This is a genomic window from Cellulomonas sp. ES6, assembly GCF_030053835.1.
Taxonomy (GTDB): domain Bacteria; phylum Actinomycetota; class Actinomycetes; order Actinomycetales; family Cellulomonadaceae; genus Cellulomonas.
In genome coordinates this window covers 3,379,808-3,405,628 of the sequence record NZ_CP125655.1, presented here as the reverse complement: position 1 = coordinate 3,405,628, position 25,821 = coordinate 3,379,808, and the positions used below count along the sequence as shown (strand labels likewise).

Sequence of the window (25,821 nt, the reverse complement as noted above, 5' to 3'; positions counted from 1 at the left end):
CACCCCGGCCGGCGGCCCGGCCGGGGCCGCGCCCGGATCAGGCCGTCGGGACCGGGTAGCCCTCCGACGGCTGCACGACCACGAAGCCCGGGCCGTGGAACGCGTACTGGAACGCCTCACCGGTGCCGCCGCGCAGCATCGACGTCATGTTCATGCTCGACACGACGCCGGGCGTGAGGTTCGCCGACCAGCACACCGCCGCGTTCGGGTCCACGTAGGTCGGCTGCTGCGAGCAGTCGAGCACCATCGGCCGCCCGTGCGACGTGAGCGCGACCGTGCCCTGCCCCTGGATGAGCGTGTTGAACAGGCCGGCGGTCATCATCCCGGCGCCCTTGGTGCGGTGCAGGTCCCACTGCAGCCCGGCGTCGAAGGCGAGCAGCGACGCCCCGCCCACGCTGATCGCGTCGCCCTCGAGCTGCAGCAGGAAGACGTCCTCCGCGGCGCGCGCGAAGAACACCTCCCCGGGGCCGGACACCCGCATCAGCGCCTGGTCGTCCGAGCTGACCGCGCGCTTGACGAACCGGGCGAGCGACCCGGACGACTCGTGGTGGAACTGCACCTGGCCCTGGTGGGCGACCATCGCCCCCTTCGCGGCGAGCACGTCCGGCCCGAGCGTGACCTTGAGCATCTTGGGGCTCTGGAGGGCGAACCGGTCGGCGGACTGGACCTCGGTGTGGGCCTGGTCGAAGAGGGGGCTGCGCATGCCCCCGATCATGCCGGAGCGCCGCGCCGCGCGTGGCCGGTCACGCACGGCGCGTCCGCACCGCCGCAGGTCAGAGCTTCGTGACCGGCGAGTAGCGCAGCAGCAGCCGCTTGGTGCCCTCGGTGCCGAAGTCCACCTTCGCCACCGCGTTCGGCCCGCCGCCCTCGATCGACACGACGGTCCCGAGGCCGTAGGCGTCGTGCGTGACCCGGTCCCCGACGGCGAGCGTGGGGATGTCGGCGTCCTTGCGCGGCGTCGCGGAGCCGAACGTGGCGCCGCCCGAGCCCGGGGCCGGGCGCTCGCCGGCTCGCGAGGCCGCCGAGCTCTTCTTCCAGCTCGTCTGGGCGCCGGACCCGGTCCGCTCGCGGGAGCCGTGGCCGCCGCCCGAAGCATAGCCGGACCGCCCCCCGAGGAACCCGCCCGGGCCGCGCAGCCGGTCGTTCGACGACTCGCGGCGCCGCCAGTCGAGCAGCTCCTCCGGCAGGTCGTCGAGGAACCGGCTCGGCGGGAACTCGTTCGGCACGCCCCAGGCGGTCCGCACGGCGGCGCGGGAGATGTACAGCCGCTGCCGCGCCCGCGTCAGCCCCACGTACGCGAGCCGGCGCTCCTCGGCGAGCTGGTCGGTGTCCGCGAGCGACCGCATGTGCGGGAACGTCCCGTCCTCCATGCCGGTGAGGAACACGACCGGGAACTCCAGGCCCTTCGCGGTGTGCAGCGTCATGAGGGTGACCACGCCCTGGTCGGGCTTCGCCTCGTCGCCGCCGTCGTCGGACGGGATCTGGTCGGAGTCCGCGACGAGCGAGACGCGCTCCAGGAAGTCCGCGAGGTTCCCGTCCGGCTCGGACTGCTCGAACTCGCTCGCCACGGCGTGCAGCTCCGCGAGGTTCTCGACCCGGGTCTGGTCCTGCGGGTCCTCGCTGGCGCGCAGCTCGGCGAGGTAGCCCGACCGGTCGAGCGCCGCGCCCAGCACCTCGGACGGCCCGGCGCCGGACTCGTCGAGCGCCCGGAGGTCCGCCATCATCCCGGCGAACTGCCGCAGGCCGGTGACCGCGCGCGTCCCCAGGCCCGGGACCTCGTCGACGCGGTCGAGCGCCGCCCCGAACGAGATGCGCTCGCGCTCCGCGAAGCCCGCGACCATCGCCTCCGACCGGTCGCCCAGGCCGCGCTTCGGCACGTTGAGGATCCGGCGCAGGTTCACGTCGTCGTCGGGGTTCGCCACGGCCCGCAGGTACGCGACGGCGTCCTTGATCTCCCGCCGCTCGTAGAACCGGGTGCCGCCGACCACCTTGTAGGGCAGGCCGACGCGGATCAGCACCTCCTCCAGCGCCCGGGACTGCGCGTTGGCGCGGTAGAAGATCGCCACGTCGCCGGGCCGCACGCCGTCGGAGTCGCCCAGGCGGTCGATCTCCTCCGCGACGAACCGGGCCTCCTCGTGCTCGTTGTCCGCGACGTAGGCGACGATCTTCGGGCCCGAGCCGGAGTCGGTCCACAGCCGCTTCGGCTTGCGGCCCGGGTTCTTGCTGATGACCGAGTTCGCGGCGGACAGGATGGTCTGCGTCGAGCGGTAGTTCTGCTCCAGCAGGATCGTCGTGGCGTCCGGGTAGTCCGCCTCGAACTCCATGATGTTGCGGATGCTCGCGCCGCGGAACGCGTAGATGGACTGGTCGGCGTCGCCGACGACCGTGAGCTCGCCGCGCGGCAGGTCGTCCCCGTCCGTCCCCGCGCCGGCGAGCTCGCGCACGAGCACGTACTGGGCGTGGTTGGTGTCCTGGTACTCGTCCACGAGCACGTGCCGGAACCGGCGGCGGTAGTGCTCCGCCACGGCCGGGAACGCCTGCAGCAGGTTGACGGTCGTCATGATGAGGTCGTCGAAGTCGAGCGCGTTCGCCTGCCGCAGCCGCTGCTGGTAGCGGGTGTAGACCTGCGCGAGCACCTGGTCGAAGTCGTTCCCCGACGACCCGCCCGAGGTCGAGGCGAACGACTCGGGGTCGACCAGCTCGTCCTTGAGGTTCGAGATCTTCGCGCCGAGGGCCTTGGGCGGGTAGCGCTTCGGGTCCAGGTCGAGCTCGCGCGCCACCAGGGTGAGCAGCCGCTGCGAGTCGGCGGCGTCGTAGATCGAGAACGACGAGCGCAGCCCGAGGGTCTGGGCCTCGCGGCGCAGGATGCGCACGCACGCCGAGTGGAACGTCGACACCCACATCGCCCGCGCCGACGGCCCGACCAGGGCGGCGACCCGCTCGCGCATCTCCGCGGCGGCCTTGTTGGTGAAGGTGATGGCGAGGATCTCCCCCGCGCGCGCCTGCCGGGTGGCCAGCAGGTGCGCGATGCGGTGCGTCAGCACCCGGGTCTTGCCGGAACCGGCCCCCGCGACGATGAGCAGCGGGCCGCCGTGGTGCAGCACCGCGGCGCGCTGCTGCGGGTTGAGCCCGACCAGCAGGGCGTCGGCGTCGACCGACGGGGCGCGGCTCCGGCCGCGGTCGCCGCCGCCGTCCCCGGGGGCGTCGTCCCGGGCGTCGGCGTCGTCCCGGGCGTCGGCGCGCGGCGGCACGGCGGCGGGCAGCCGTCCGAGGTCGGCGAGGCCGGGCAGGGGCAGGTTCTCGAAGAGCGACGTCATGGCGGGACCCAGCCTAGGCGCCCCCACCGACACCCGGGACCGCCCGGCCACCGCCCGCGGCGGTGCCCCGCGTCACGTCGCGAGCAGCCCCGCGACCCACGCCGCGGTGGCCACCAGCGCGCCGGCCAGCTCGACGAGGATCGTGAGCCCGGTCGCCCGCAGCGCCGCCAGCGTGGCGCGCCACGCCTGGTCGTGCGGGTGCCGCTCGAGGACGCGCTCGGCCAGGTAGACGCCGCCCACGAACCCCACGGGCAGCCCGACCACGGGGATGACGAAGAACCCGATCACCCCGAGCACGCCGCCCCACACCAGCACGCGGCTCCGGACGCCGGTGCGGACCAGGTAGCGCCCGGCCAGCAGGTACTTCACGACACCCGCCGCCACCGTCGCCACGGCGGCCACGGCCAGGACCACCCAGGCGGTCGTGCCGCCCGTGACCACGGCCCACACCGCGACCGCGCCGAGCACCAGCAGCGCCCCGGGCAGCACCTGCACCACGACGCCGAACATCCCGACGACGATCGCGAGGCCGACGAGGGCCTCGCCGAGCCCGCTCACGGGCGCGCCGCGCGGAGCCGCGCGGGCGTCACCGCCACAGGACGGCGACGAGCACGTTCAGCAGCGTCAGGCCGAGGGTCGCGCCGACGAGGCCGCGCGAGACGCGGTCGGGGCGCCGGGTCCCGAACCACACCAGGCCGGTCACGACGAGGGCCACCACCAGCTTGACGGCGATCTTCGCGTTGTCCGGCGGCTCGAGGTCGCCGACCTCCGCGGCCCGCAGGCCGGTCATCACCACGCCGGTGACGAGTGCGGTCAGCGCGCCGTGCAGCGCCCCCTTCGGGAAGGCCGGCTGGCGGAGCGTGACGAGGCACCCTCCCAGCACGATCGCCCAGCCGACGAGGTGCAGCACGACCAGCAGGCCGTACACGGTGTCCATGGTTGGCGGTCCCCTGTCCTCGGTGACGTCGGTACGCCCCGAGCATCGCACGCGCGCTCCCCCGTGCCCGGCAGGGCGCGGCGGCGGGCCCGTGCGGGCCTCGTCACAGCAGCCGGCGCGCGGCCGCCCAGCGGGTGAGCTCGTGGCGGGAGGACAGCTGGAGCTTGCGCAGCACGGCGGACACGTGGGTCTCGACGGTCTTGATGGAGATGAACAGCTCGCCGGCGACCTCGCGGTATGAGTACCCGCGGGCGATGAGCCGCATGACCTCCCGCTCGCGCGCGGACAGCCGGTCGAGCTCGTCGTCGCCGGTCGCGACGTCGCCCGCGGCGGCGCCGAACGCGTCCAGCACGAAGCCGGCCAGCCGCGGCGAGAAGACCGCGTCGCCGCCCGCCACGCGCAGCACCGCGTCGCACAGGTCCGGCCCCGAGATCGCCTTCGTCACGTAGCCGCGCGCCCCGGCGCGGATGACCGCCACGACGTCCTCCGCGGCGTCCGAGACCGACAGGGCGAGGAACCGCGTGCCGCCGAGCAGGTCCGTGCACGCGCGGATCACCTCCGCCCCGCCGCCGCCGTCGCCGCCGGGCAGGTGCACGTCGAGGAGCACCACCGGCGGGCGCGTCGCGTGCACCACCTGGACCGCCTCGTCGACCGTCGCGGCCTCGCCGACGACGCGCACGCGCCCGTCCAGCGAGGCGCGCACGCCCGCGCGGAACATCAGGTGGTCGTCGACCAGCACCACGTCGACCGGAGCGTCGTTCATGCCTGCATCGTCCTCTCGTCGTCGCCGTCCGCGGCCCGGTCCGGCCCCGTGGCGTCGGGGACCGTCCCCGGGGCCTCCGGGGCGGCGCGCAGCACCGGCACCCGCAGCCGCACCTCCGTGCCGCCGCCCTCCTTGCACACCACCGACGCCCGCCCGCCGCGGCGCCGCACCCTGCCGAGGATGGACTCCCGGACGCCGAAGCGGTCCGGCGGCACGGCGTCCGGGTCGAACCCGTCGCCGCGGTCCCGGACGAACACCTCGACCTCCTCGGGCCCGGCCTCCAGGTAGAGCGAGACGGGCGGGCGGCCGTGGCGCACGGCGTTCAGCAGCGCCTCGCGGGTGGCCTGCAGCAGGGCGTCGGTGTTCGCGTCGGGCTCGGTGTCGCCCACCACGACGGTCTCGATCGTCACCGCCTCGCCGTCGGGCCCGGTGCGCGTGTCCTCGATCTCGGCGACGATCGCCGCGAGCGCGCCCGCGACCGACGTCCCGGGGGCGGGCCGGTCGTCGTACAACCACGCCCGCAGCTCGCGCTCCTGGGCGCGGGCCATCCGCGCGACCTCGGTGGGGTCGTCGGCCCGGGACCGGATCAGCGCGAGCGTCTGGAGCACGGAGTCGTGCAGGTGCGCGGCGATGTCCGCCCGCTCCGACTCCCGCGCCCGGGCGGCCCGCTCGTCCCCGAGCTCCCGCACCAGCCGCAGCCACCAGGGCGCGAGCACCAGCGCGACGCCGCCGAGCACCGCCACCGCGGCGACGGTCGACTGCACGAGCGCGCCGGGCGGCGCGTCCTGCCCGACGAGCAGCAGCACGCCCACGCCCGCGATCACCAGGCCGCCGGCGAGCCGTAGCCCGCTGACCGGGCGCCGCGAGCCCGAGCGCCGCTCCCGCTGCACCGCGTCGAGCTGGCTCCACGCGAGGGCCGCCCCGGCGACGAGCAGCAGCACCGGGACGACCCACGTGCTGAGCTCCCTGGCGCCCGTGCGGGTCAGGAGCATGGCCGCGGCGCCCGCGAGCAGCGCGACGCCGACCGCGATCTCCGTCCAGGGCAGCCGGCGCAGCCGCTCGACCGGGTCGGCCTGCTGGGGGCGCGCGAGCCGCTGGAGGCTCGCCGGCCGCTCGGCGCCCGCCACCGCCAGGGGGTCGCCCACGGGGACGGTCACCCACCAGAACACGTACAGCAGCACGCCGACGCCGCCGACGGGCGTCAGCAGCACGAACAGCAGCCGCACGAGCCGCACCGGCAGGTCGAGGTGCAGCGCGAGGCCGGCCGCGACGCCGCCGACGACGCGGCCGCGGTCCGGGCGGCGCAGCGGCAGGCGGGGACGGGGCTCCATGCAGAGATCGTCACACGTCCGGACCGCGCCGCGGGGTCCTCAGGGCCCAGGATCAGGGGCCGCGGCGCGTCTTTCAGGGGCGGCTCAGGGGGGTTCCCGATGCCCCGGCACCGCGCCCCCGGCGAGGATCGGGACATGACGAACGACAGCGCCGGCCGCGGGCCCGGCCCCGTGCCCCCGGCACCGCCCGCACCCGGAGGCCCCAACGGGTTCTTCGCCGCGATCCGCCGGACCGGGCTGGTCCGCTCGCAGGACCGCTGGGTCGGCGGCGTCGCCGGCGGGCTCGCGTCCCGGTTCGGCCTCGACCCCCTGCTCGTCCGCGGGCTCGTCGGGGTGACCCTGCTCATGGGCTTCGGCTTCGTGCTCTACGGCATCGCGTGGGCGCTGCTGCCGGAGCAGGCCGACGGCCGCATCCACCTCGAGGAGACCATCCGCGGCAGCTTCGACGTCGCGCTGCTCGGCGCGATCGCCCTGGTGGTCGTCGGCCTGTCGTGGGGCGACCGCTGGTTCAGCTGGGGCCCCTGGGGGACCGGCTGGCTCGGCGCCTTCGCCTGGGCGGCGGCGGTGGTCGTCGGGATCGTGATCGTCGCCAGCGCCGTCCGCCAGCGCAAGGACCGCCACCCGGGACCGCCCGCGTGGCAGCCCCCGTCCCAGGAAGGACACACCCCCATGACCAGCACCAGCCCGGCCGGCACCCCCGCCGGACCCCCGGCGGGCGCGCCCGTCCCGCCGGCCGCCGGTGGCCGCGGCCCGGCACCCGCGTCGGCCCCGGCGTGGTCGGCGCCGCCCGCGTGGGCCGCCGCCCCCGCCCCGGCGCGCGGCTGGAACCCGCCGCCCCCCGCTCCCCCGGTCCCGCCGGTGCCCCCGGTGCCGCCCGCCCCGCCGCGGCCCCCGCGTCGCGGACCGGGCGCCGCCCTGACGGGCGTCGTCGTGGCCGTCATCCTGCTCGGGCTCGCGGGCCTGCTCGCCGCCGACCGCGCGGGCTGGTACACCGGCCCGATCCTCCCCGTCGTCATCGGCGGCGGCGTGGTGCTCGTCGGCGTGGCGATCATCGTGTCCGGCCTGCGCGGCCGCACCGCCGGCGGCCTGACGGCCCTCGCGATCATCGGCATGCTGATCGCCGGCCCGGCGGTCGTCGTCGACGGGCGCGGGGAGTGGCGGGTGGACCGCGACACGTTCCGCAGCGTCGACGTCGCGGTGACCAGCCGCGCGGCGGCCGAGAAGGGCTACGCGTTCGGCATCGGCGACGCCCACGTGGACCTCACCGACGTCCCCCTGACGGACGAGACGCTCGTCGTGCCCGTCAGCGGCGGCATGGGTGACATCACCGTCGTCGTCCCGGAGGGCGCCGCGGTGACCGCCGAGGTCACGTCCGGGGTCGGCGACATCGACTGGCGGGTCGACGGCAACCGGCAGCGGGCCGACGGCGTCGGCAACGACCGGCTCTTCACCAGCGAGGCCATGGCCGACGGCCGCGACGCGGAGATCGCGCTGACCATCGAGCTCGGCGTCGGCACCATCACCATCGAGGAGGACCGATGACCAGCACCGGACCCGGCACCCCCCGGCCCGACGACGCGGACGAGCCCGTGACCGAGCGGATCGACCGCCCCGCGACCGACGGACCGACGGAGCAGATCGCCCACGTCGAGCCCGCCGGCGAGACCGTGGAGCTCGCCGCGGCGCAGCCCGCCGGCGCGCCCGAGCGGATCGCGCCCGTCGACGCCACGCGGGAGATGCCGTCGGCGACCGCCCCCGGCGGCACCGTGCCCGGCGCTCCCCCGGCGCCCGAGTCGGCGCCCCGGTACGGCGCCGCCCCGGCCTCCGGACCGGCGCCCGCGTACCAGGCCCCGCCCGCCGCCCGGGCCGCCTCACCGGCCCCCGCGCCGGCGCCCGCGCAGCCGCCGGTCCCGCCGGAGGACCGCGGCCCACGCTCCGCGACCGTCGTGTGGGGCCTGATCGTCACGGTGGTCGGCGTCGGGATCCTCGCGGCCGCCGCGGGCGCGCGGATCGACGTGCAGCTCGCGCTGATCGTGCTGCTGGCGGGCGCGGGTCTCGCGCTGCTGGTCGGGTCGGTGCTCACCACGGCACGCCGCCGCGGCCGCGAGGCGCGGACCGGCCGCTGACCCCCCGGACGACGACGGAGGCCGGGACCCGATCGGGTCCCGGCCTCCGTCGTGCCGTGCGGGTGGTTCAGGCCTTGAGGCCCGCGTCCGCCGGGGTGGTGCTGCGCGTCTCGGCGACGGTCGCGACCGAGCGGCCGGCGATGGCCCACAGCGCGTAGCCGACGAGGATGAACATCACGCCCAGGCCCATGACCAGCGCCGCGACGCCGAACGCCACGACCGAGGTGAAGAGCGAGGCCCGGAGGAACGACGCGTTCATCGCGGTGTCACGCAGCGGGTCCTCGCGGTCGAGCTCGGCGTAGGTCTTGCCGCCGGTCGCCTCGAGGGCGTGGTGGTTGATGATGTCCGCCTGGGCGAACGCGGTCCACGGCGTCGTGACCGGCTGCCCGGCGAAGTTGGCCGCGTCCTCGGAGACGGTGATGTTCTCGTCGGCGAGGTGGCTGGAGACCGAGCCCCAGGTGACGCCGCCGGCGATGATGAGGACGAGACCGGCGACCGCCGAGATGATGCCGATGACGCGCGCAGCCTTCGAGCCGCCCGTCGCTGCCACGGTAGACATGTGGTGATCCCTTCAGATACCCCCGTTGCGGACCGACCCCTTGCCGGCCCGGTGGAACCTGTGAGCCCCACGGGAAGAGCGTCTCCCACGCGGCGGCCGGAAGGTGGGACGTTGGTCATGCGATCCGCCCGGAGAGGCTTCGTGACGCCACGCACAAAGACCGGATTCGTGCCGATCGGGTCTTTCGTCCCACGCAGAGTCGCCCGTCGAGCCTAGGACAGAGGTCCCGGTCTCCGGGAGGGACGCCGCGGCCGGGAGCGCGACGGCCCGGCACCCCCTCGGGGTCCCGGGCCGTCGGCGTCCGCGCGTGCGCCGCGCGTCACTCCCACTCGATGGTGCCCGGCGGCTTGCTCGTCACGTCCAGCACCACGCGGTTGACCTCGGGCACCTCGTTGGTGATCCGGGTCGAGATGGTCGCGAGCACGTCGTAGGGCAGCCGCGTCCAGTCGGCGGTCATCGCGTCCTCGGAGGACACCGGCCGCAGCACCACCGGGTGCCCGTACGTCCGGCCGTCGCCCTGCACGCCCACGGAGCGCACGTCGGCCAGCAGCACGACCGGGCACTGCCAGATCTCGCGGTCCAGGCCGGCGCGCGTCAGCTCCTCGCGGGCGATGAGGTCGGCGGCGCGCAGCACGTCCAGCCGCTCCTGCGTGACCTCGCCGATGATCCGGATGCCCAGGCCGGGGCCCGGGAACGGCTGGCGCCAGACGATGGCCTCCGGCACGCCGAGCTCCAGGCCGACGGCGCGGACCTCGTCCTTGAACAGCGCCCGCAGCGGCTCGACCAGCTCGAACTGCAGGTCGTCCGGCAGGCCGCCGACGTTGTGGTGGCTCTTGATGTTGGCCGCGCCCTCGCCGCCGCCCGACTCGACGACGTCCGGGTACAGCGTGCCCTGGACGAGGAACTTCACCTCCTCGCCGTGCGCGCCCGCCTCCTCGACGACCTCGCGCGCCGCGTCCTCGAACACGCGGATGAACTCGCGGCCGATGATCTTGCGCTTCGTCTCCGGGTCGGTGTGCCCGGCCAGGGCCGTGAGGAACCGCTCGCGGGCGTCGACGACCTTGAGGTTGACGCCGGTGGAGGCGACGAAGTCCTGCTCGACCTGCTCGGCCTCGCCGGTGCGCAGCAGGCCGTGGTCGACGAACACGCACGTGAGCTGGTCGCCGACGGCCTTCTGCACGAGCGCCGCCGCGACGGAGGAGTCCACGCCGCCCGACAGGCCGCAGATCACGCGGGCGCTGCCGACCTGGGCGCGGATCCGCTCGACCTGGTCGGCGATCACGTTGCCCGGGTTCCAGTCGGCGGCCAGGCCGGCACCCTCGTACAGGAAGTGCTCCAGCGTCCGCTGCCCCAGCGGCGAGTGCTTGACCTCCGGGTGCCACTGCACGCCGAACAGGCGGCGCCCGCGGTCCTCGAACGCGGCGACCGGGGACCCCGCGGAGGTCGCCAGGACCTCGAAGCCCTCGGGGGCGGCGTGGACGGCGTCGCCGTGGCTCATCCAGACGGTCTGCTGCTCGGGGCTGCCCGCCAGGACGGTGCCCGTGCGGACGACGTCCACCGGGGTGCCGCCGTACTCGCGGTTGCCGGTCTGCGCGACCTCGCCGCCGAGGGCCTTGGCCATCGCCTGGAACCCGTAGCAGATGCCCAGCACCGGCACGCCGGCCTCGAACAGCGCGGGGTCGACGAACGGCGCCCCCTCGGCGTACACCGAGGACGGGCCGCCGGACAGGATGATGGCCGCCGGGTCCTTGGCCAGCATGTCCTGCACCGACGCGGTGTGCGGCACGATCTCGGAGTAGACGCTGGCCTCGCGGACGCGGCGCGCGATGAGCTGGGCGTACTGGGCCCCGAAGTCGACCACGAGCACCGGGCGGTGCTGGTCGGCGGGCGAGGAGCCGGAGGGCGGTGGCACGGGCACGGGAGAGGCGTCGGTCACCGGACCAGGGTAGTGCTCCGCGGGAGGGCGACGGCCGCGTGCTCAGGAGCCGGAGCGGTCCCCGATGCGCCGCTGCCGGGAGATCTCCTGGCGCAGGCTCTCGTGGAAGTCCTCGGCGACGGCGAGCTGCTCGCGCAGCGCCCGCGAGCGCTCCTCCGCGGCCAGCCGGTACATCGCGAGGCGCTCCAGCAGCGCGTCGTGGTCCTCCTGGCTGACGCCCGGGGCGTTGATCCGGTCGAGGACGCCCAGCAGGTCGCCCATCTCGTCGAGGGAGAAGTCGAGCGGCTTCATGCGCTTGATCAGCTCCAACCGTGCGATGTCGGGCTCGGTGTACAGGCGGAAGCCGCCGTGCGTGCGGGCCGAGGGCCGGACCAGGCCGACCTCGCCGTAGTAGCGGATGGTGCGCAGGGAGAGCCCGGTGCGCTCCGCGACCTCCCCGATCTGCATCAGGTGCAGGGACACGGGCGACACCTCCTTCCGGGCCGGCGCGGCACAGCATAGCCGCGCCGCGCGCCCCGCTGACCTGCGCGGACGACCGGGGCGAGTGCACCCGCCCAGCCCACTCTCCTGTGACGTCAGCGTCGGACCGGACCTGGGCGCACCCTCCCGGTCGTCGGCGGCATCCCGGCCTGCAGTCTTCCCAAACGGGACAAACAGGACATATCTTCCGTAACGTGAGAGATGCCGACGCGACGCCCCGCCGCCTGCCCGGCCTCGACGCGCTCCGTGGGCTCGCCGTGTCGCTCGTCCTGCTCAACCACGCCTGGCCCGCGACGTTCGGCGCCGCCGGCGTGGTCGGCGTGACCATCTTCTTCGCCCTCTCCGGCTGGCTCATCACGGGCCTGCTGCTCCGCGACGTCGAGCAGCACGGCCGCGTGCGCTACGGCCGCTTCGCCGCCGCGCGTGCCCTGCGCCTCTACCCGCCCATGCTGTTCATGCTCGCGGGCTTCGTCGTCGTCGAGGGCGCCCTGGACCACCTCGGCGACCGCCACCTCGTCCCGGAGTCGCTGCTGGCCGCCGTGACCTACACGATGAACCTGCCGCTGCTCCCCCACGGGAGCGAGTCGCTCTACCACTTCTGGACCCTGGCGACCGAGGAGCAGTTCTACCTGCTGTGGCCGCTCGTCCTGGCATGGGCGTGGCGGCGCGGCCTGCTGCGGGTGGCGGTCGGGCTCGGCGTCCTCGGCACGCTCGCGGCGTGCACCGTCACGATGCTGCTGGTGGCGCCGGACGTCGCACGCGTCTACGCGCTGCCCACGTCCTGGGCCGCCGCGCTGCTCATCGGCTGCGCGGGCAGGCTCGGGCAGGACACGCTGCAGCAGCTGCTGCCGCCGGAACGCGGGCCCCGGCGGCGGCTCCTGGTCGTGCTGGTGGCGCTGCTGCTGGCGACCTCCCTGTCCGGGCCCACCGGGGCGCACCCCTGGTGGTACCTGCTGGGAGTGCCGTCGGTGGCCGCGGCCACCGTCGTGCTCGTGTCGTACGCCGGCCGCTGGCCGGTCCTGCCCAGCCGGCTGCTGCGTCCGGCGGTCGCCCTCGGCACGATCTCCTACGCCGCCTACCTGTGGAACGCGGCGATCGTGCGGTGGCTGCACCACCCGCAGGACGCGCTCGGCGCCCTCGCCACGATCGCGCTCACGCTCGTCGCCGCCACCGCGAGCTGGTGGCTGGTCGAGCGTCCCGCGGGACGGCTGCGCGCGCGACTGCTCGGCGGGCGCCGGGTCAGCGGGCGGGGGCGGACGCCGGCCGGCCCTCGATCCGGGCGACGGCGTCGGCGTGCACCCGCCGCTCCAGCACGAACGACATGACGGGGACCACGCCCGCGAGCGCCATCGTGGCCAGCCGGCCGAGCGACCAGCGCATGGCCGACCAGAGCTGCACGACGGTCGCCAGGTAGACGACGTAGACCCAGCCGTGCGCGATGGCCACCCAGGTCCCGAGGACGGGCTCCGGGTCCCCGGTCGCCGGGTCGACGCCGCCGGCGTGCAGCACGTACTTGAGCACCATCTCGAGGCAGAGCACCAGCAGCATCGTGCCGGTGACCCACGCCATCGCGCGGTAGCGGGCGAGCCTGCCGGGGGCGCTCTCGAGGACCGGCGCGGGGGCGGGCCGTCCGGCGGGGGCGGGCTCGGTCATGGGGGTCCTCTCGGCGGCCGGCGGGGTGCTCCCGGTGATTGTCCCCCAGCGGCCGCGCGGTCGTCGCGCGCGACCGGCCAATTCCCTTGCCGGTGTGTCAGGGCTCACCCGTAGCGTGGTCCGTCGTGCGACCCCTTCCCCTGCCGGACCCCGGCCACCCCCCGCTGACGGGCCCCCGCCGGCTCCTGCTGTGGCAGGCGCGGCGGCAGGCCGGCGTGCTCGCGGGCGCGACCGCGGTCGCGGTCGTCGGGAACGTGGCGGCGGCCCTGCTGCCCTGGCAGCTCGGCCGGATCGTCGACGGCGGGCTCGAGCACGGCCTGGGCCGGGAGCTCTGGCTGGGCTGCCTGCTGCTGGCCGGGCTCGGACTGGTGCAGGTCGGCGCGAACGTCTGGGGGCACCGGCTCGAGGTGGAGAACTGGCTGCGCGCGGCGTTCGCGTCGTCGCAGCAGGTCGGCCACCACGTGACGCGCACCGGCGACGCGATCACCGACGAGCTGCCGACCGGCGAGGTCGTCGCCACCGTCGCCACGGACGCGCTCCGGATGGGCGAGGTGTTCGCGATCCTCCCCCGGCTGGTCGGCGGGATCGCGGCGTACCTCACGCTCGGCGCCCTGCTGCTGGGCACGTCGGTCCCGCTCGGGCTGCTCGTGCTGCTGGGCCTGCCCGTGGTCGTCGCGGTGCTGTCCCTGCTCGTCCCGCCGCTGCAGCGTCGCCAGGCCGCCCAGCGCGAGGCCACCGGCCGGCTGACGACGCTCGGCGCCGACACCGTGTCGGGCCTGCGCATCCTGCGCGGCATCGGCGGCGAGGACGTGTTCGCCGACCGGTACCGCGCGCAGTCCCAGGAGGTGCGGGCGGCCGGCGTGCGGGTGTCGCAGACGCAGTCGCTGCTGGACGCCCTGCAGACGCTGCTGCCCGGCCTGTTCCTCGCGGTCGTCGTGTGGGCGGGCGCCCGGCTCGCGCTGTCCGGCGACATCAGCCCGGGGCAGCTCGTGTCGTTCTACGGGTTCGCCGCGTTCCTCACGCAGCCGCTGTGGACCGCGAGCGAGGCGATCCGCGTGGTCACCCGGGCGGTGGTCGGCGCGCGCAAGATCATCCGCGTCCTGTCCGTCCCGGTCGCCGGGTCGGACGACCCCGCGCACCCGGCGACCGCCCCCGGGCCCGGCGAGGCGCTGGTGGACGAGGCGAGCGGCGTCGTCGTGCGGCCGGGGCGGCTGACCGCGCTCGTGGGCGCCGACCCGGACGAGACGGCGCGGATCGCGCTGCGGCTCGGCCGGCTCGGGCCCGCCCGCCGCGAGTCCGACGAGGGCGGGGCGGACCAGGGCGGGGCGGACGAGCACGCCGCCGTCCGCGAGCCCGCGGACGCCCCGCTGTCCTCGGTGCGCTGGGGCCGCGCGCTGCTGCACGAGCTCGCCCTGGGCGAGGTCCGCGGCCGGGTCGTCGTCGCCGAGTCCACGCCGCACCTGTTCACCGGCACCCTCGCCGACGAGCTGGACGTGCGCGGCGGGGCCGACCGCGACGCCCTGCTGGCGGCGATGACCGTGGCCGACGCCGGCGACGTGCTCGACTCCGTGCCCGGCGGCCTGGACGGCGCCGTGGAGGAGAAGGGCCGCTCGCTGTCCGGCGGGCAGCGGCAGCGGGTCGCCCTGGCCCGCGCCCTGCTCACGGGGGCGGAGGTGCTCGTGCTCGTCGAGCCGACCAGCGCGGTGGACGCCCACACCGAGGCCCGCATCGCCCGGCGACTCGCCGACGCGCGGCGCGGGGCGACGACCGTGGTGGTCACCGCCAGTCCGCTGGTGCTCGACGTGGTTGACGAGGTCGCGCTGGTCGCCGGCGGCCGGGTGGTCGCCACCGGGCGGCACCGCGACCTCGTCGCGGCCCGGGACGCGACCGGCCCCGCCTACCGCGCCGTGGTGTCCCGCACCGACTCCCCCGGCGACGACTCCCCCGTCCCCCGCACCGACCACCAGGACCACGACCGACCGGAGGTGAGCCGTGAAGCTGCCCGTCGCTGACCCGACCACCCTGCGCCGGCACACCGCCGCGCTGCTCCGCCGGCACCGCCGGGGCCTCGTGCTGGTCGTGGTGCTGCACGTCCTCGCGGCCACCGCGGGCCTCACCGGGCCCTGGCTGCTCGGCCGCCTCGTGGACGCCGTCGTCGACGGCACCACGACGGCCGCGGTCGACCGGACGATCCTCGTGCTCGTCGTCGCCGTGCTCGCCCAGACCGTCCTCATCCGCTACGCCCAGCGGTCGGCGATGGTGCTCGGCGAGACGGTGTTCGCGGAGCTCCGCGAGGAGTTCGTCGCGACCGTCACCCGGCTGCCGCTGTCCACCGTGGAGCGGGCCGGCACCGGCGACCTGGTCGCGCGGACCACCACCGACATCGACCGGGTGCAGTACACGGTCCGGTTCGGGGTGCCGCGGATCCTCGTCACGGTCGCGACCATCGCCCTGACGGCTGTCGCGGCCGTGGTGACGAACGCGCTCGTGGCGATCGGCCTGCTCGCCGGGCTGCCGCTGCTGCTCGGCGTCACCCGCTGGTACCTGCGCCGGGCCGCCCCGGCGTACCTGCGCGAGTCCGCGGCCTACGCGACGATCAACGGGACGATCACGGAGTCCGTGGAGGGCGCCCGCACCGTGGACGCGCTCGGGCTCGGCGCACGCCGGCGGGCCCGGCTGGACGCGGACCTGCGGGAGGCGTTCGCCGCCGAGACCCGCACGCTGGGCCTGCGGACCGTGCTGTTCCCCGGCGTGGACACCGCGTTCATCCTGCCGGTGGTCGCCGTGCTGGCCTGGGGCGCGTACCTGATCTCGACCGGGCACGCGACGGTCGGGGCCGTCACGACGATCGCGCTGTACGCGATGCAGATCATCCACCCCATCGGCGAGCTGATCTTCTGGCTCGACGAGATCCAGGTCGGCGCGACGTCGCTGGCCCGGATCATCGGGGTCGCGGACGTCGCCCCGGACCGCACGGCCCGCGACGCCCGTCCCGCGGACGAGGCCGTGGTCGCCAGCGAGGTCCGGTACGCGTACCGGCCCGGCCGCGACGTGCTGCACGGGGTGGACCTCACGCTGCGCACCGGCGAGCGGCTCGCCGTCGTCGGGCCGTCCGGCGCCGGCAAGTCGACGCTCGGGCGGATGCTCGCCGGCATCCACCCGCCCACGGGCGGTGCCGTGACGGTCGGCGAGGTCCCGCTGGTCGACCTGCCGCTGGACGAGCTGCGCGGCCACGTCGCGCTCGTGACGCAGGAGCACCACGTGTTCGTCGGGCCGCTCGCCGACAACCTGAGGCTGGCCGACCCGGACGCCGACGACGCCGCCCTCGAGCGGGCGCTGCGGGCCGTCGACGCCTGGGAGTGGGTGGCGGCGCTGCCCGGCGGGCTCGCCACGGAGGTGGGCTCCGGCGGCGTCGCGCTCACCCCGGCGCAGGCGCAGCAGGTGGCCCTCGCCCGGCTCGTGCTGCTCGACCCGCACACGCTGGTGCTCGACGAGGCGACGTCGCTGCTCGACCCGCGGGCCGCCCGGCACCTGGAGCGCTCCCTGTCGGCGGTGCTCGAGGGCCGCACGGTGGTCGCGATCGCCCACCGGCTGCACACCGCGCACGACGCCGACCGCGTCGCCGTGGTCGACGCCGGGCGCATCACGGAGATCGGGCCGCACGACGAGCTCGTGGCGGCCGGCGGGGAGTACGCCTCGCTCTGGAGCTCCTGGCAGCGGGAGTAGCCGCCGCGCGACGTGCCGCCGCTCAGGCCCCGGGCGGCGGTGCGTCGCCCGGGCCCGCGCCGTGGTCGGTCCCGGCGTCCGCCGGCCCGAGCTCGCCGGACTCGCGCAGCACCTCGTCCTTGAGCAGCCGCACCCAGAGCGCCACCGCGAACGCGCCGAAGACGAACCACTGCGCCGCGTAGCCGAGGTTCTGCAGGTTGAGCCCCGTGCCGGACCGCTTCGGCGGCGGCAGCAGCTCCACGGCGGCCGGCTGCGCGGGGTCGGACGTCGTGAGCACCGCGTAGCCCGTCCAGATGGGGCCGCCCCACACGCCCAGCAGCTCGGCGGACGACACGCTGTCGGTCGTGCCGTCGCCGGTCAGCGGCGCGCCGGAGTCCTCGGACGCCTGCAGGTACCCGGTCACGGTGACGGTGCCCGCGGGCACCGCCAGCTCGGGCGCCGCGGGGTCCTGCACGTCGGCGGGCACCCACCCGCGCACCACCGGCAGCACCGCCCCGTCGGCCTCCGGGTCCGCGGACTCGACGCGCAGCGGCGTCAGGACGAGCGAGCCGGTGCGCCCGTCCAGGCCGCGGTCCGTCACGAGCAGCTGCCCGTCCGCCTCGTACCGCCCGGTCACCTCGATCCGGCGCCCCACGAGCGACCCGTCGAACGTCGACTGCGGGGCCAGCACGTCCTCGAGCGGCACGGGCGGCTGCGCCTCGACCTCCGCGAGCGCCCGCGCCTGGGCGGCCGCCCCGCGGACCTCCGCGCGCTCGAGCTGCCAGGCGCCGAGCCGCCCGCAGACCGCCGCCGCGGCGAGCAGGACCACGAGAAGGCCGATCATGCGCGGCGTGCGCGCGACCCGCCACAGGGTCGCGCGCCGCTCGGCGCGGGAGGTCTCGGGCACCTCAGCACGGTACCCGGCCGGGGCGCCGGGACCCGAGCCGGGACCCCGGCCGCACGGCCCCGTCCCCGCGCCCGTGGGGGCGGGTGCACCCCGTCACCCGATGGGGTTGGATGGGTCGGGGCCGAGGTACGGCCACGGGGCTGCCGGCTAGGTCGGACGTCCCGGCTCGCGGCGTCCGGCGCCGCAAGGCTGGGGGATGCCCGGCGGGGGGCGCTCGTCCGGGCCCACGGCTCATCCGTGGTTCTGCGAAACGGGGAGAGACATGACGACGACGACGGCGCCGCTCGAGACCTGGCGGGCCGGGTCCGGCCAGCCGGTCTCCGAGGAGACGCTCCGGCGCATCGACGCCTGGTGGCGGACGGCCAACTACCTGTCGGTGGGCCAGATCTACCTGCTGGACAACCCGCTGCTGCGACAGCCGCTGACCCGCGACCACGTCAAGCCGCGGCTGCTCGGCCACTGGGGCACGACGCCGGGCCTGAACTTCCTGTACGCGCACCTGAACCGCGTCATCGCGGAGCGCGAGCAGTCGACGCTGTACCTGACGGGCCCCGGCCACGGCGGCCCCGGCCTCGTCGCGAGCGCGTACCTCGACGGCACGTACTCCGAGGTCTACTCCGACATCACCCCCGACGAGGAGGGCGTGCGCCGGCTGTTCCGGCAGTTCTCCTTCCCGGGCGGCATCCCGAGCCACGTGGCGCCGGAGACGCCGGGCTCCATCCACGAGGGCGGCGAGCTGGGCTACGCCCTGTCGCACGCGTACGGCGCGGCGTTCGACAACCCGGACCTGCTGGTCGCGGCGGTCGTCGGCGACGGCGAGGCCGAGACCGGCCCGCTGGCGACGTCCTGGCACTCGAACAAGTTCATCGACCCGGCCAAGGACGGCGTCGTGCTGCCGATCCTGCACCTCAACGGGTACAAGATCGCCAACCCGACCGTCCTGGCGCGCATCCCCGAGGAGGAGCTGCTCGACCTCATGCGCGGGTACGGCCACAAGCCGCACCTGTTCGTCGGCGGCTTCGACGGCGAGGACCACGCCGCGGTGCACGCCCGGTTCGCCGAGCTGCTGGACGTCGTGCTCGACGAGATCTCCGAGATCAAGGCGCGCGCCGCCGCGGGCGACGAGTCCCGCCCGGCGTGGCCGATGATCATCTTCAAGACCCCGAAGGGCTGGACCTGCCCGCCGGTCATCGACGACAAGCAGGTCGAGAACTCCTGGCGCTCGCACCAGGTCCCGCTGGCCAGCGCCCGCGACACCGACGAGCACCTGAAGGTCCTCGAGGGCTGGCTGCAGTCGTACCGCCCGGAGGAGCTGTTCGAGGCGGACGGCTCGGTCAAGGCGGACATCACGGCCCTCGCCCCGGGCGGCACGCTGCGGATGAGCGACAACCCGCACGCCAACGGCGGCCTGCTGCTCAAGGACCTGCGGCTGCCGGACTTCCGCGACTTCGCGGTCGAGGTGCCGGTGCCGGGCGGCTCGATCTCCGAGGCCACCCGCGAGCTCGGCAAGTACCTCACCGAGGTCATCCGCCGGAACCCGGACAACTTCCGGATCTTCGGCCCGGACGAGACGGCGTCCAACCGCCTGCAGGCCGTGTTCGACGTGACGAACAAGCAGTGGAACGCCGAGTACCTGCCGACGGACGTCGACGACCACCTGGCCCGGATGGGCCGCGTCGTCGAGATGCTGTCCGAGCACCAGTGCCAGGGCTGGCTCGAGGGCTACCTGCTGACGGGCCGGCACGGCCTGATCACCAGCTACGAGGCCTTCATCCACATCGTCGACTCGATGTTCAACCAGCACGCCAAGTGGCTGAAGGTCACCAACCACATCCCGTGGCGCCGGCCGATCGCCTCGCTGAACTACCTGCTGTCCAGCCACGTGTGGCGCCAGGACCACAACGGCTTCAGCCACCAGGACCCGGGCTTCATCGACCACGTCGTGAACAAGAAGGCCGAGATCGTCCGGGTGTACCTGCCGCCGGACGCGAACACCCTGCTGTCGACGTACGACCACTGCCTGCGCAGCCGGCAGTACGTCAACGTCGTGGTGTCCGGCAAGCAGCCCGCGCCGAACTTCCTCACGATGGACGAGGCCGTCGCGCACTGCACCCGCGGCCTGGGCATCTGGGAGTGGGCCGGCACCGAGGTCGAGGGCGAGGACCCGGACGTGGTGCTCGGCTGCGCCGGCGACGTGCCGACGCTCGAGGTGCTGGCGGCGGCGCACATCCTGCGCCAGGAGCTGCCCGACCTCAAGGTGCGGGTCGTCAACGTCGTGGACCTCATGCGCCTGCAGGACGAGCGGGAGCACCCGCACGGCCTGTCGGACCGCGACTTCAACACGCTGTTCACGACGGACAAGCCGATCGTGTTCGCGTACCACGGCTACCCGTGGCTGATCCACCGCCTGACGTACCGCCGCAAGGGGCACAAGAACCTGCACGTGCGGGGGTACAAGGAGGAGGGCACCACCACGACGCCGTTCGACATGGTGATGCTGAACGACCTCGACCGGTACCACCTGGTCATCGACGTCATCGACCAGACGCCGTCGCTGGGGTCGAAGTACGCGGGCCTGCGCCAGCGCATGGTGGACGCCCGCCTCCGCGCCCACGACTACACCCGGGCGCACGGCGAGGACCTCCCCGAGGTGCGCGACTGGGTCTGGCCCGACGCGGGCGAGACCGGCACCGAGGTCGGCGGCCCCCAGCAGAACGCCACCGCGGCGACCGGCGGTGACAACGAGTAGCACCCGCCTCGCGGCCGATGGCCCGCACCACCTCGGTGCGGGCCATCGGTCGTCCGGGACCTAGGTCACACGTCGGGGGGTCGCGCGGGCCCCGGAGGGCCCGTCGTGGCGACCGTCACCGGCTCCGTGGGCCGATCCCGCCCCCGACGTCCGGCAGAATTCATCCCACCACCCGGCGACACCGAACCGACCAGGAAGAAGCCCCACCCGTGGCCCGCAGCATCTACGTCACGTCCCCGGAAGGGGACACCGGCAAGTCGACCGTGGCACTCGGCCTCGTCGACCTGCTGACCCGCACCGTGCAGAGGGTCGGCGTGTTCCGCCCCATCGCCCGGTCCACCGAGACCCCCGACTACGTGCTGGAGCTGCTGCTCGCCCACGACGGCGTGGACCTCAGCTACGAGGACTGCATCGGCACCACGTACGAGTCCGTGCACGCCGACCCGGAGGCCGCGCTCGCGACGATCGTGCAGCGGTACCACGCGGTCGCGCGCGCCTGCGACGTCGTCGTGATCGTCGGCACCGACTACACCGACATCGCCGGCCCCGCGGAGCTCGGGTTCAACGCCCGGATCGCCGCGAACCTCGGCGCCCCGGTGCTGCTGTGCGTCAAGGGGCAGGGCCGCACCCCCGAGGAGGTCCGCCAGGTCGCCGAGGTCGCCGCCGCGGAGCTCGAGGCCGGGCACGCCCAGGTGGTCGCGATCGTCGCGAACCGCTGCCGCCCCGAGGACGTCGACGCCGTGCGCGCCGAGCTCGCCACCCGCGCGACCGCGTGGGCGCTGCCGGAGGACCCGTTCCTCGTGGCCCCGACCGTCCGCCAGCTCATGGAGTCCGTCGGCGGCCGGCTGGTCGGCGGCGACGAGCAGCTGCTGTCCCGCGAGGCCACCGAGGTGCTCGTCGGCGCGATGTCCATCGAGCACCTGCTGGAGCGCCTGTCCGACGGCGTCGTCGTCATCGTCCCCGGCGACCGCTCGGACATCCTGCTCGGCCTGCTCATGGCGCACACCGCCGACGGCTTCCCGTCGCTGTCCGGCATCATCCTCAACGGCGGGTTCGAGCCGCCGGCCATCGTCACCCGCCTCGTCGACGGCCTGGGCAGCCGCCTGCCGCTGATCCGCACCGAGCTGGGCACGTTCCGCTCGGCGAGCGAGGCGGCCGGCACCCGCGGCCGCCTCTCGGCCGACTCGCAGCGCAAGGTCGACACCGCGCTCGCCCTGTTCGAGAAGTACACCGACGCCGAGGAGGCGCTCGCGGCCCTCGAGGTCCCGGCGCCCGACGTCGTGACGCCGCTGATGTTCGAGTACGAGCTGCTCGACCGGGCCCGCTCGGACCGCAAGCACATCGTGCTCCCCGAGGGCAACGACGACCGCATCCTGCGGGCCGCCTCCACGCTGCTCCAGCGCGAGGTCGCGGACCTGACGATCCTCGGCGACGAGGCGGCGATCCGGACCCGCGCGACCGAGCTCGGTCTCAACCTGGCCGCCGCCACCGTCGTCGACCCGAAGTCGGGCGACCTGCTGGAGCGGTTCGCCGCCGAGTACACCGAGATGCGCAAGCACAAGGGCATGACGGTGGAGCGAGCCCGGGAGATCGTGTCCTCGGTGTCGTACTTCGGCACGATGATGGTGCAGCTCGGCCTCGCGGACGGCATGGTCTCCGGCGCGGCGCACACCACCGCCCACACCATCAAGCCGTCCTTCGAGATCATCAAGACGGTGCCCGGCACGTCGGTCGTCTCGTCCGTGTTCCTCATGTGCCTCGAGGACCGCGTGCTCGTCTACGGCGACTGCGCGGTGAACCCCGACCCGACGGCCGAGCAGCTCGCGGACATCGCGATCTCGTCGGCCGCCACCGCCGCGCAGTTCGGCATCGAGCCCCGCATCGCGATGCTGTCGTACTCCACCGGCATGTCCGGCTCGGGCGCCGACGTCGACAAGGTCCGCACCGCGACCGAGCTGGTCCGCGAGCGCCGCCCCGACCTCAACGTCGAGGGCCCCATCCAGTACGACGCCGCCGTGGACGCCTCGGTGGCCCGCACGAAGATGCCGGACTCCGACGTGGCCGGCCGGGCGACCGTGTTCGTGTTCCCCGACCTCAACACCGGCAACAACACGTACAAGGCCGTGCAGCGCTCCGCCGGGGCCGTCGCGGTCGGCCCGGTGCTCCAGGGCCTGCGCAAGCCCGTCAACGACCTGTCCCGGGGCGCCCTGGTGCAGGACATCGTCAACACGGTCGCCATCACGGCGATCCAGGCCCAGGCCATGGGCGCGACCTCGGAAGGCACGAAGTGAACACGGTCCTCGTCATCAACTCCGGCTCCTCGTCGATCAAGTACCAGCTGGTCGACGTCACCAGCGGCGAGGCCCTGGCCTCCGGCATCGTGGAGCGCATCGGCCTCGAGGTCGGCAAGGTGAAGCACGAGGGCCCCTCCGGCACCACGGTGCTCGAGCAGCCGGTGCCCGACCACGAGACCGGCATGCGCGTCGTGCTCGACCTGTTCGAGCAGCAGGGGCCGCAGCTCCGCGAGGAGGACCTGACGGCCGTCGGCCACCGCGTCGTCCAGGGCGGCGACGTCTTCGACGGCCCCGCGGTCGTCGACGACGAGGTGCTCGCGCAGATCGACGCCCTGTCCCCCCTCGCGCCGCTGCACAACCCGGCGCACGTGGCGGGCCTCAAGGCGGCGCGGCACGCGTTCCCGAACGTCCCGCACGTCGCCGTGTTCGACACCGCGTTCCACCGCACCATGCCCCCGGCCGCGTACACGTACGCCATCGACCGGGACGTCGCCGAGCGGTACAAGATCCGCCGCTACGGCGCGCACGGCACGTCGCACCTGTACGTGTCCCGCGCCACCGCCGAGTTCCTCGGCAAGGACGTGTCCGAGCTCAACACGATCGTCCTGCACCTCGGCAACGGCGCCTCCGCGTCGGCCGTGCGCGGCGGCGCGTGCATCGACACCTCGATGGGCCTGACCCCGCTCGAGGGCCTCGTCATGGGCACCCGCTCCGGGGACATCGACCCGGCCGTGCTGTTCCACCTGGCCCGCGTCGGCGGCTACACCATCGACGACCTGGACGAGCTGCTGAACCGGAAGTCAGGGATGCTCGGCCTGTCGGGCTACACCGACATGCGCGACGTGCACGACGCGGTCGCGGCCGGCGACGAGCGCGTGAAGACGGCCCTCGACGTGTACTACCACCGCATCAAGGGCTACGTCGGCAAGTACTACGCCGAGCTCGGGCACGTGGACGCGATCACGTTCACCGCCGGCATCGGCGAGAACGACGACATCGTCCGCCTCAACGCCCTGCAGGGCCTGGAGCGCCTCGGCATCCAGGTCGACCCGGAGCGCAACGCCGGGCGCAAGAAGCAGCCGACGGTCATCTCCCCGGACGGCGCGGAGGTCACCGTGCTGGTGATCCCCACCAACGAGGAGCTCGAGATCGCCCGTCAGGCGGTCGCGACGATCGCCTGACGGCGCCCGCCGACGCGCGAGGGCCCGGCACCGGATCCGTCCGGTGCCGGGCCCTCGCGCGTCGGGACACGGAGCCGTCCGCACTCCGGACGTCATCCGTCCGCCGTGCGGACTTCACCCGATCGATGCCTCCAGGCCCCCGGCGGGGTACCCGATACCACCGGTATGACGACTGCCCGAGCGGCGCAGCCGGGTGGCCTTCCCGACTGGCGCTCGGAGCTCGACCGGATCGACCGGCTCTGCGACGCAGCCCCCGCACTCTGCGTCGCCGCCCTGCCCGACCTGCTGGACCGGGCACAGGCGGAGGGCGCCGTGCCGGTGGAGATCGAGCTCGAGTACAACGGCGGCTGGGCGCACCACCTCGTAGGGGACGACGCGCTGGCACTCGCCGCGATGGAGCGCGCCCTCGCGCTGGCGACGTCCCACGGCCTGCGCCCCTGGGAGGGCCGGGTGCTGCAGGGGCTCGCGGCGGTCTACAACGGGTTCGGCGACAACCTCTCGGCCCTGGAGTTCCTCGAGCGGTCGCTCGCGATCCGCCGCGAGCTCGACGACACCGAGGGCCTCGCCGCCGCGCTGAACAACCTCGCGGACACGTACATCTCGATGGGCCGGTTCCCGGAGAAGGCCCGCGAGCTCCTGGACGAGGCCGCGACGCTCTGGCCGCTGCTCGACCGCCCCGACGGCACCTGCGCCACGCTGTCCGGCCTGGCCAAGCTCGACACCGACGAGTCCGAGGCCCTCGCGTCGGCCGACCCGGCGCGCGCCCGGGTGCTGGCCGACCGCGCCGTCTCCCTCGCGACCCGCGGCATGCTCGCCGCGCAGGACGGCAACCCGCGCATGGCCGCCGAGGCGCAGATCCGCCTCGCCCGCGCACACATGGCCCGCGGCGACCTCGCCGCCGCCGACCGGGCGCTCGAGGACGTCGCGGCGGTGCTGCCGGAGGTGGCCGCCCGGTACCTGACCATCCGCTACCACGCCGCGCACGGCCGTCTCCGGCGGCTGCGCGGGGACCACGCCGCGGCCCGCGCCACCCTCTCCGCCGGCCTGCTGCTGACCGAGCAGACGCTGCGCCCGATGGAGCGGGCGGACCTGCTGCTCGAGCTGGTCCAGGTGCACGAGGACACCGGCGACCTGCGGGCGGCGCTGGAGACCCACCGCCGCTACCACGAGGCCGTCATGCTGCAGCGCGACGCCGCCGCCGAGCGCCGCGGCATCGTCGTCAACGCCCAGCTCGAGGTGGAGCGCGTGCGCCAGTCCCGGGACCAGGCGCGCAAGCGGCTCGCGGAGCTCGCGGCCCTCAACGAGACGCTCCAGCACGACGCCGCGCACGACCCGCTGACCGGGCTGCTCAACCGCCGCGGCCTCGACGCGATCCTCGCCGCCAGGCTCGGGCAGGAGGAGTCGCTCGCCTACGTCGTCGCGGACATCGACCTGTTCAAGGCCGTCAACGACCAGCACTCCCACCCGGTCGGCGACGAGGTGCTGCGTCGCGTCGCCCAGATCATGACCGGGGCGGTCCGCGTCGGCGACGTCGTGGCGCGCATCGGCGGCGAGGAGTTCACGCTCGTGCTGCTGGACTCGCCGCTCGAGCAGGCCCGCGCGGTGTGCGAGCGCATCCGCGGCACGATCGCCGGCTACCCGTGGCAGGAGCTGTCGCCGCAGCTCCGGGTCACGCTCAGCCTCGGCGGCGCGATGGCCGCGACCGGCGAGTCCGCCCACGCCCTGGCCGCCCGCGCCGACGCCGCGCTGTACCGGGCGAAGCGCCAGGGCCGCAACCGCGTGCACTTCTCGGAGGACCCGGAGCCGGCCTCGGCGACGGCGCTGCCCTCGCCCCCCGCCCCGCCGTCGGAGACGGTGCGGGCCGGCTGAGGCGGTCGCGCCGG

20 protein-coding genes are annotated in these 25,821 nt (G+C 74.9%); 9 read left to right on the top strand and 11 right to left on the bottom strand.

Annotated elements, in window-relative coordinates; all coding sequences use genetic code 11:
- Positions 1-37: 37 nt before the first annotated feature.
- The 6 genes from P9841_RS15885 to P9841_RS15860 all read right to left on the bottom strand — a co-directional run bounded on the left by P9841_RS15885 (position 38) and on the right by P9841_RS15860 (position 6,348).
- Positions 38-703: an AIM24 family protein gene (locus tag P9841_RS15885; RefSeq protein WP_283319562.1), complete on the bottom strand. Its 666-nt coding sequence runs from the start codon at positions 701-703 to the stop codon at positions 38-40.
- 70 nt (positions 704-773) lie between these two features.
- Complete coding sequence (gene pcrA, locus P9841_RS15880) at positions 774-3,317, bottom strand: DNA helicase PcrA (RefSeq protein ID WP_283319561.1); 2,544 nt, start codon at positions 3,315-3,317, stop codon at positions 774-776.
- Between the two features lie 72 nt (positions 3,318-3,389).
- On the bottom strand, positions 3,390-3,875 hold the full coding sequence (locus P9841_RS15875) for a DUF456 domain-containing protein (protein ID WP_283319560.1): 486 nt from the start codon (positions 3,873-3,875) through the stop codon (positions 3,390-3,392).
- 28 nt (positions 3,876-3,903) lie between these two features.
- A complete protein-coding gene (locus tag P9841_RS15870) occupies positions 3,904-4,254 on the bottom strand; it encodes a hypothetical protein (RefSeq protein ID WP_283319559.1) in 351 nt (116 codons plus the stop codon).
- A 103-nt stretch (positions 4,255-4,357) separates the two neighbouring features.
- On the bottom strand, positions 4,358-5,017 hold the full coding sequence (locus P9841_RS15865) for a LuxR C-terminal-related transcriptional regulator (RefSeq protein WP_222170187.1): 660 nt from the start codon (positions 5,015-5,017) through the stop codon (positions 4,358-4,360).
- Positions 5,014-6,348: an ATP-binding protein gene (locus P9841_RS15860; RefSeq protein WP_283319558.1), complete on the bottom strand. Its 1,335-nt coding sequence runs from the start codon at positions 6,346-6,348 to the stop codon at positions 5,014-5,016. Before P9841_RS15860 ends, P9841_RS15865 begins: the two co-directional genes overlap by 4 nt.
- A gap of 135 nt (positions 6,349-6,483) precedes the next feature.
- On the opposite strand from P9841_RS15860, the gene P9841_RS15855 reads away from it, so the two are divergent.
- Entirely contained in the window at positions 6,484-7,890 is a 1,407-nt protein-coding gene (locus P9841_RS15855) for a PspC domain-containing protein (protein ID WP_283319557.1), read from the top strand.
- Positions 7,887-8,474 (top strand): hypothetical protein, encoded by a 588-nt coding sequence (locus P9841_RS15850; protein WP_283319556.1) that lies wholly within the window; start codon positions 7,887-7,889, stop codon positions 8,472-8,474. Before P9841_RS15855 ends, P9841_RS15850 begins: the two co-directional genes overlap by 4 nt.
- A 67-nt stretch (positions 8,475-8,541) precedes the next feature.
- Here P9841_RS15850 and P9841_RS15845 read toward each other — a convergent pair whose 3' ends face one another.
- The 3 genes from P9841_RS15845 to P9841_RS15835 form a co-directional block, all read right to left on the bottom strand.
- Positions 8,542-9,033 carry an aromatic ring-opening dioxygenase LigA gene (locus P9841_RS15845; RefSeq protein WP_283319555.1) on the bottom strand — a complete coding sequence of 164 codons (492 nt, stop codon included), beginning with the start codon at positions 9,031-9,033 and terminating at the stop codon, positions 8,542-8,544.
- A 319-nt stretch (positions 9,034-9,352) separates the two neighbouring features.
- Positions 9,353-10,969 (bottom strand): glutamine-hydrolyzing GMP synthase, encoded by a 1,617-nt coding sequence (guaA, locus tag P9841_RS15840; RefSeq protein ID WP_502847858.1) that lies wholly within the window; start codon positions 10,967-10,969, stop codon positions 9,353-9,355.
- Positions 10,970-11,011: 42 nt separating this feature from the next.
- On the bottom strand, positions 11,012-11,431 hold the full coding sequence (locus P9841_RS15835; protein WP_502847856.1) for a MerR family transcriptional regulator: 420 nt from the start codon (positions 11,429-11,431) through the stop codon (positions 11,012-11,014).
- Between the two features lie 212 nt (positions 11,432-11,643).
- On the opposite strand from P9841_RS15835, the gene P9841_RS15830 reads away from it, so the two are divergent.
- A complete protein-coding gene (locus P9841_RS15830) occupies positions 11,644-12,774 on the top strand; it encodes an acyltransferase family protein (protein ID WP_283319554.1) in 1,131 nt (376 codons plus the stop codon).
- Here the strand turns inward: P9841_RS15830 and P9841_RS15825 are convergent.
- Complete coding sequence (locus P9841_RS15825) at positions 12,689-13,102, bottom strand: DUF3817 domain-containing protein (protein WP_283319553.1); 414 nt, start codon at positions 13,100-13,102, stop codon at positions 12,689-12,691. The genes P9841_RS15830 and P9841_RS15825 overlap by 86 nt on opposite strands.
- Before the next feature lie 125 nt (positions 13,103-13,227).
- Between P9841_RS15825 and P9841_RS15820 the strand changes: the two genes are divergently transcribed.
- Both P9841_RS15820 and P9841_RS15815 read left to right on the top strand, forming a co-directional pair.
- A complete protein-coding gene (locus P9841_RS15820; protein ID WP_283319552.1) occupies positions 13,228-15,114 on the top strand; it encodes an ABC transporter transmembrane domain-containing protein in 1,887 nt (628 codons plus the stop codon).
- Positions 15,095-16,828, top strand: coding sequence for an ABC transporter ATP-binding protein (locus tag P9841_RS15815; protein ID WP_283319551.1), 1,734 nt, complete (start codon positions 15,095-15,097; stop codon positions 16,826-16,828). Before P9841_RS15820 ends, P9841_RS15815 begins: the two co-directional genes overlap by 20 nt.
- A gap of 22 nt (positions 16,829-16,850) precedes the next feature.
- On the opposite strand, the gene P9841_RS15810 is transcribed toward P9841_RS15815, so the two are convergent.
- A complete protein-coding gene (locus tag P9841_RS15810; protein WP_283319550.1) occupies positions 16,851-17,714 on the bottom strand; it encodes an SURF1 family protein in 864 nt (287 codons plus the stop codon).
- A gap of 262 nt (positions 17,715-17,976) precedes the next feature.
- Here P9841_RS15810 and P9841_RS15805 point away from each other — a divergent pair, with 262 nt between their 5' ends.
- From P9841_RS15805 to P9841_RS15790, 4 genes are all read left to right on the top strand, one after another.
- Positions 17,977-20,463: a phosphoketolase family protein gene (locus tag P9841_RS15805; protein WP_283319549.1), complete on the top strand. Its 2,487-nt coding sequence runs from the start codon at positions 17,977-17,979 to the stop codon at positions 20,461-20,463.
- Positions 20,464-20,672: 209 nt separating this feature from the next.
- Entirely contained in the window at positions 20,673-22,754 is a 2,082-nt protein-coding gene (gene pta / locus P9841_RS15800; RefSeq protein ID WP_283319548.1) for a phosphate acetyltransferase, read from the top strand.
- Complete coding sequence (locus P9841_RS15795) at positions 22,751-23,938, top strand: acetate/propionate family kinase (RefSeq protein WP_283319547.1); 1,188 nt, start codon at positions 22,751-22,753, stop codon at positions 23,936-23,938. The genes pta and P9841_RS15795 overlap by 4 nt, the downstream gene beginning before the upstream one ends.
- 165 nt (positions 23,939-24,103) lie before the next feature.
- Positions 24,104-25,807 carry a diguanylate cyclase gene (locus P9841_RS15790; RefSeq protein WP_283319546.1) on the top strand — a complete coding sequence of 568 codons (1,704 nt, stop codon included), beginning with the start codon at positions 24,104-24,106 and terminating at the stop codon, positions 25,805-25,807.
- Positions 25,808-25,821 lie beyond the last annotated feature (14 nt).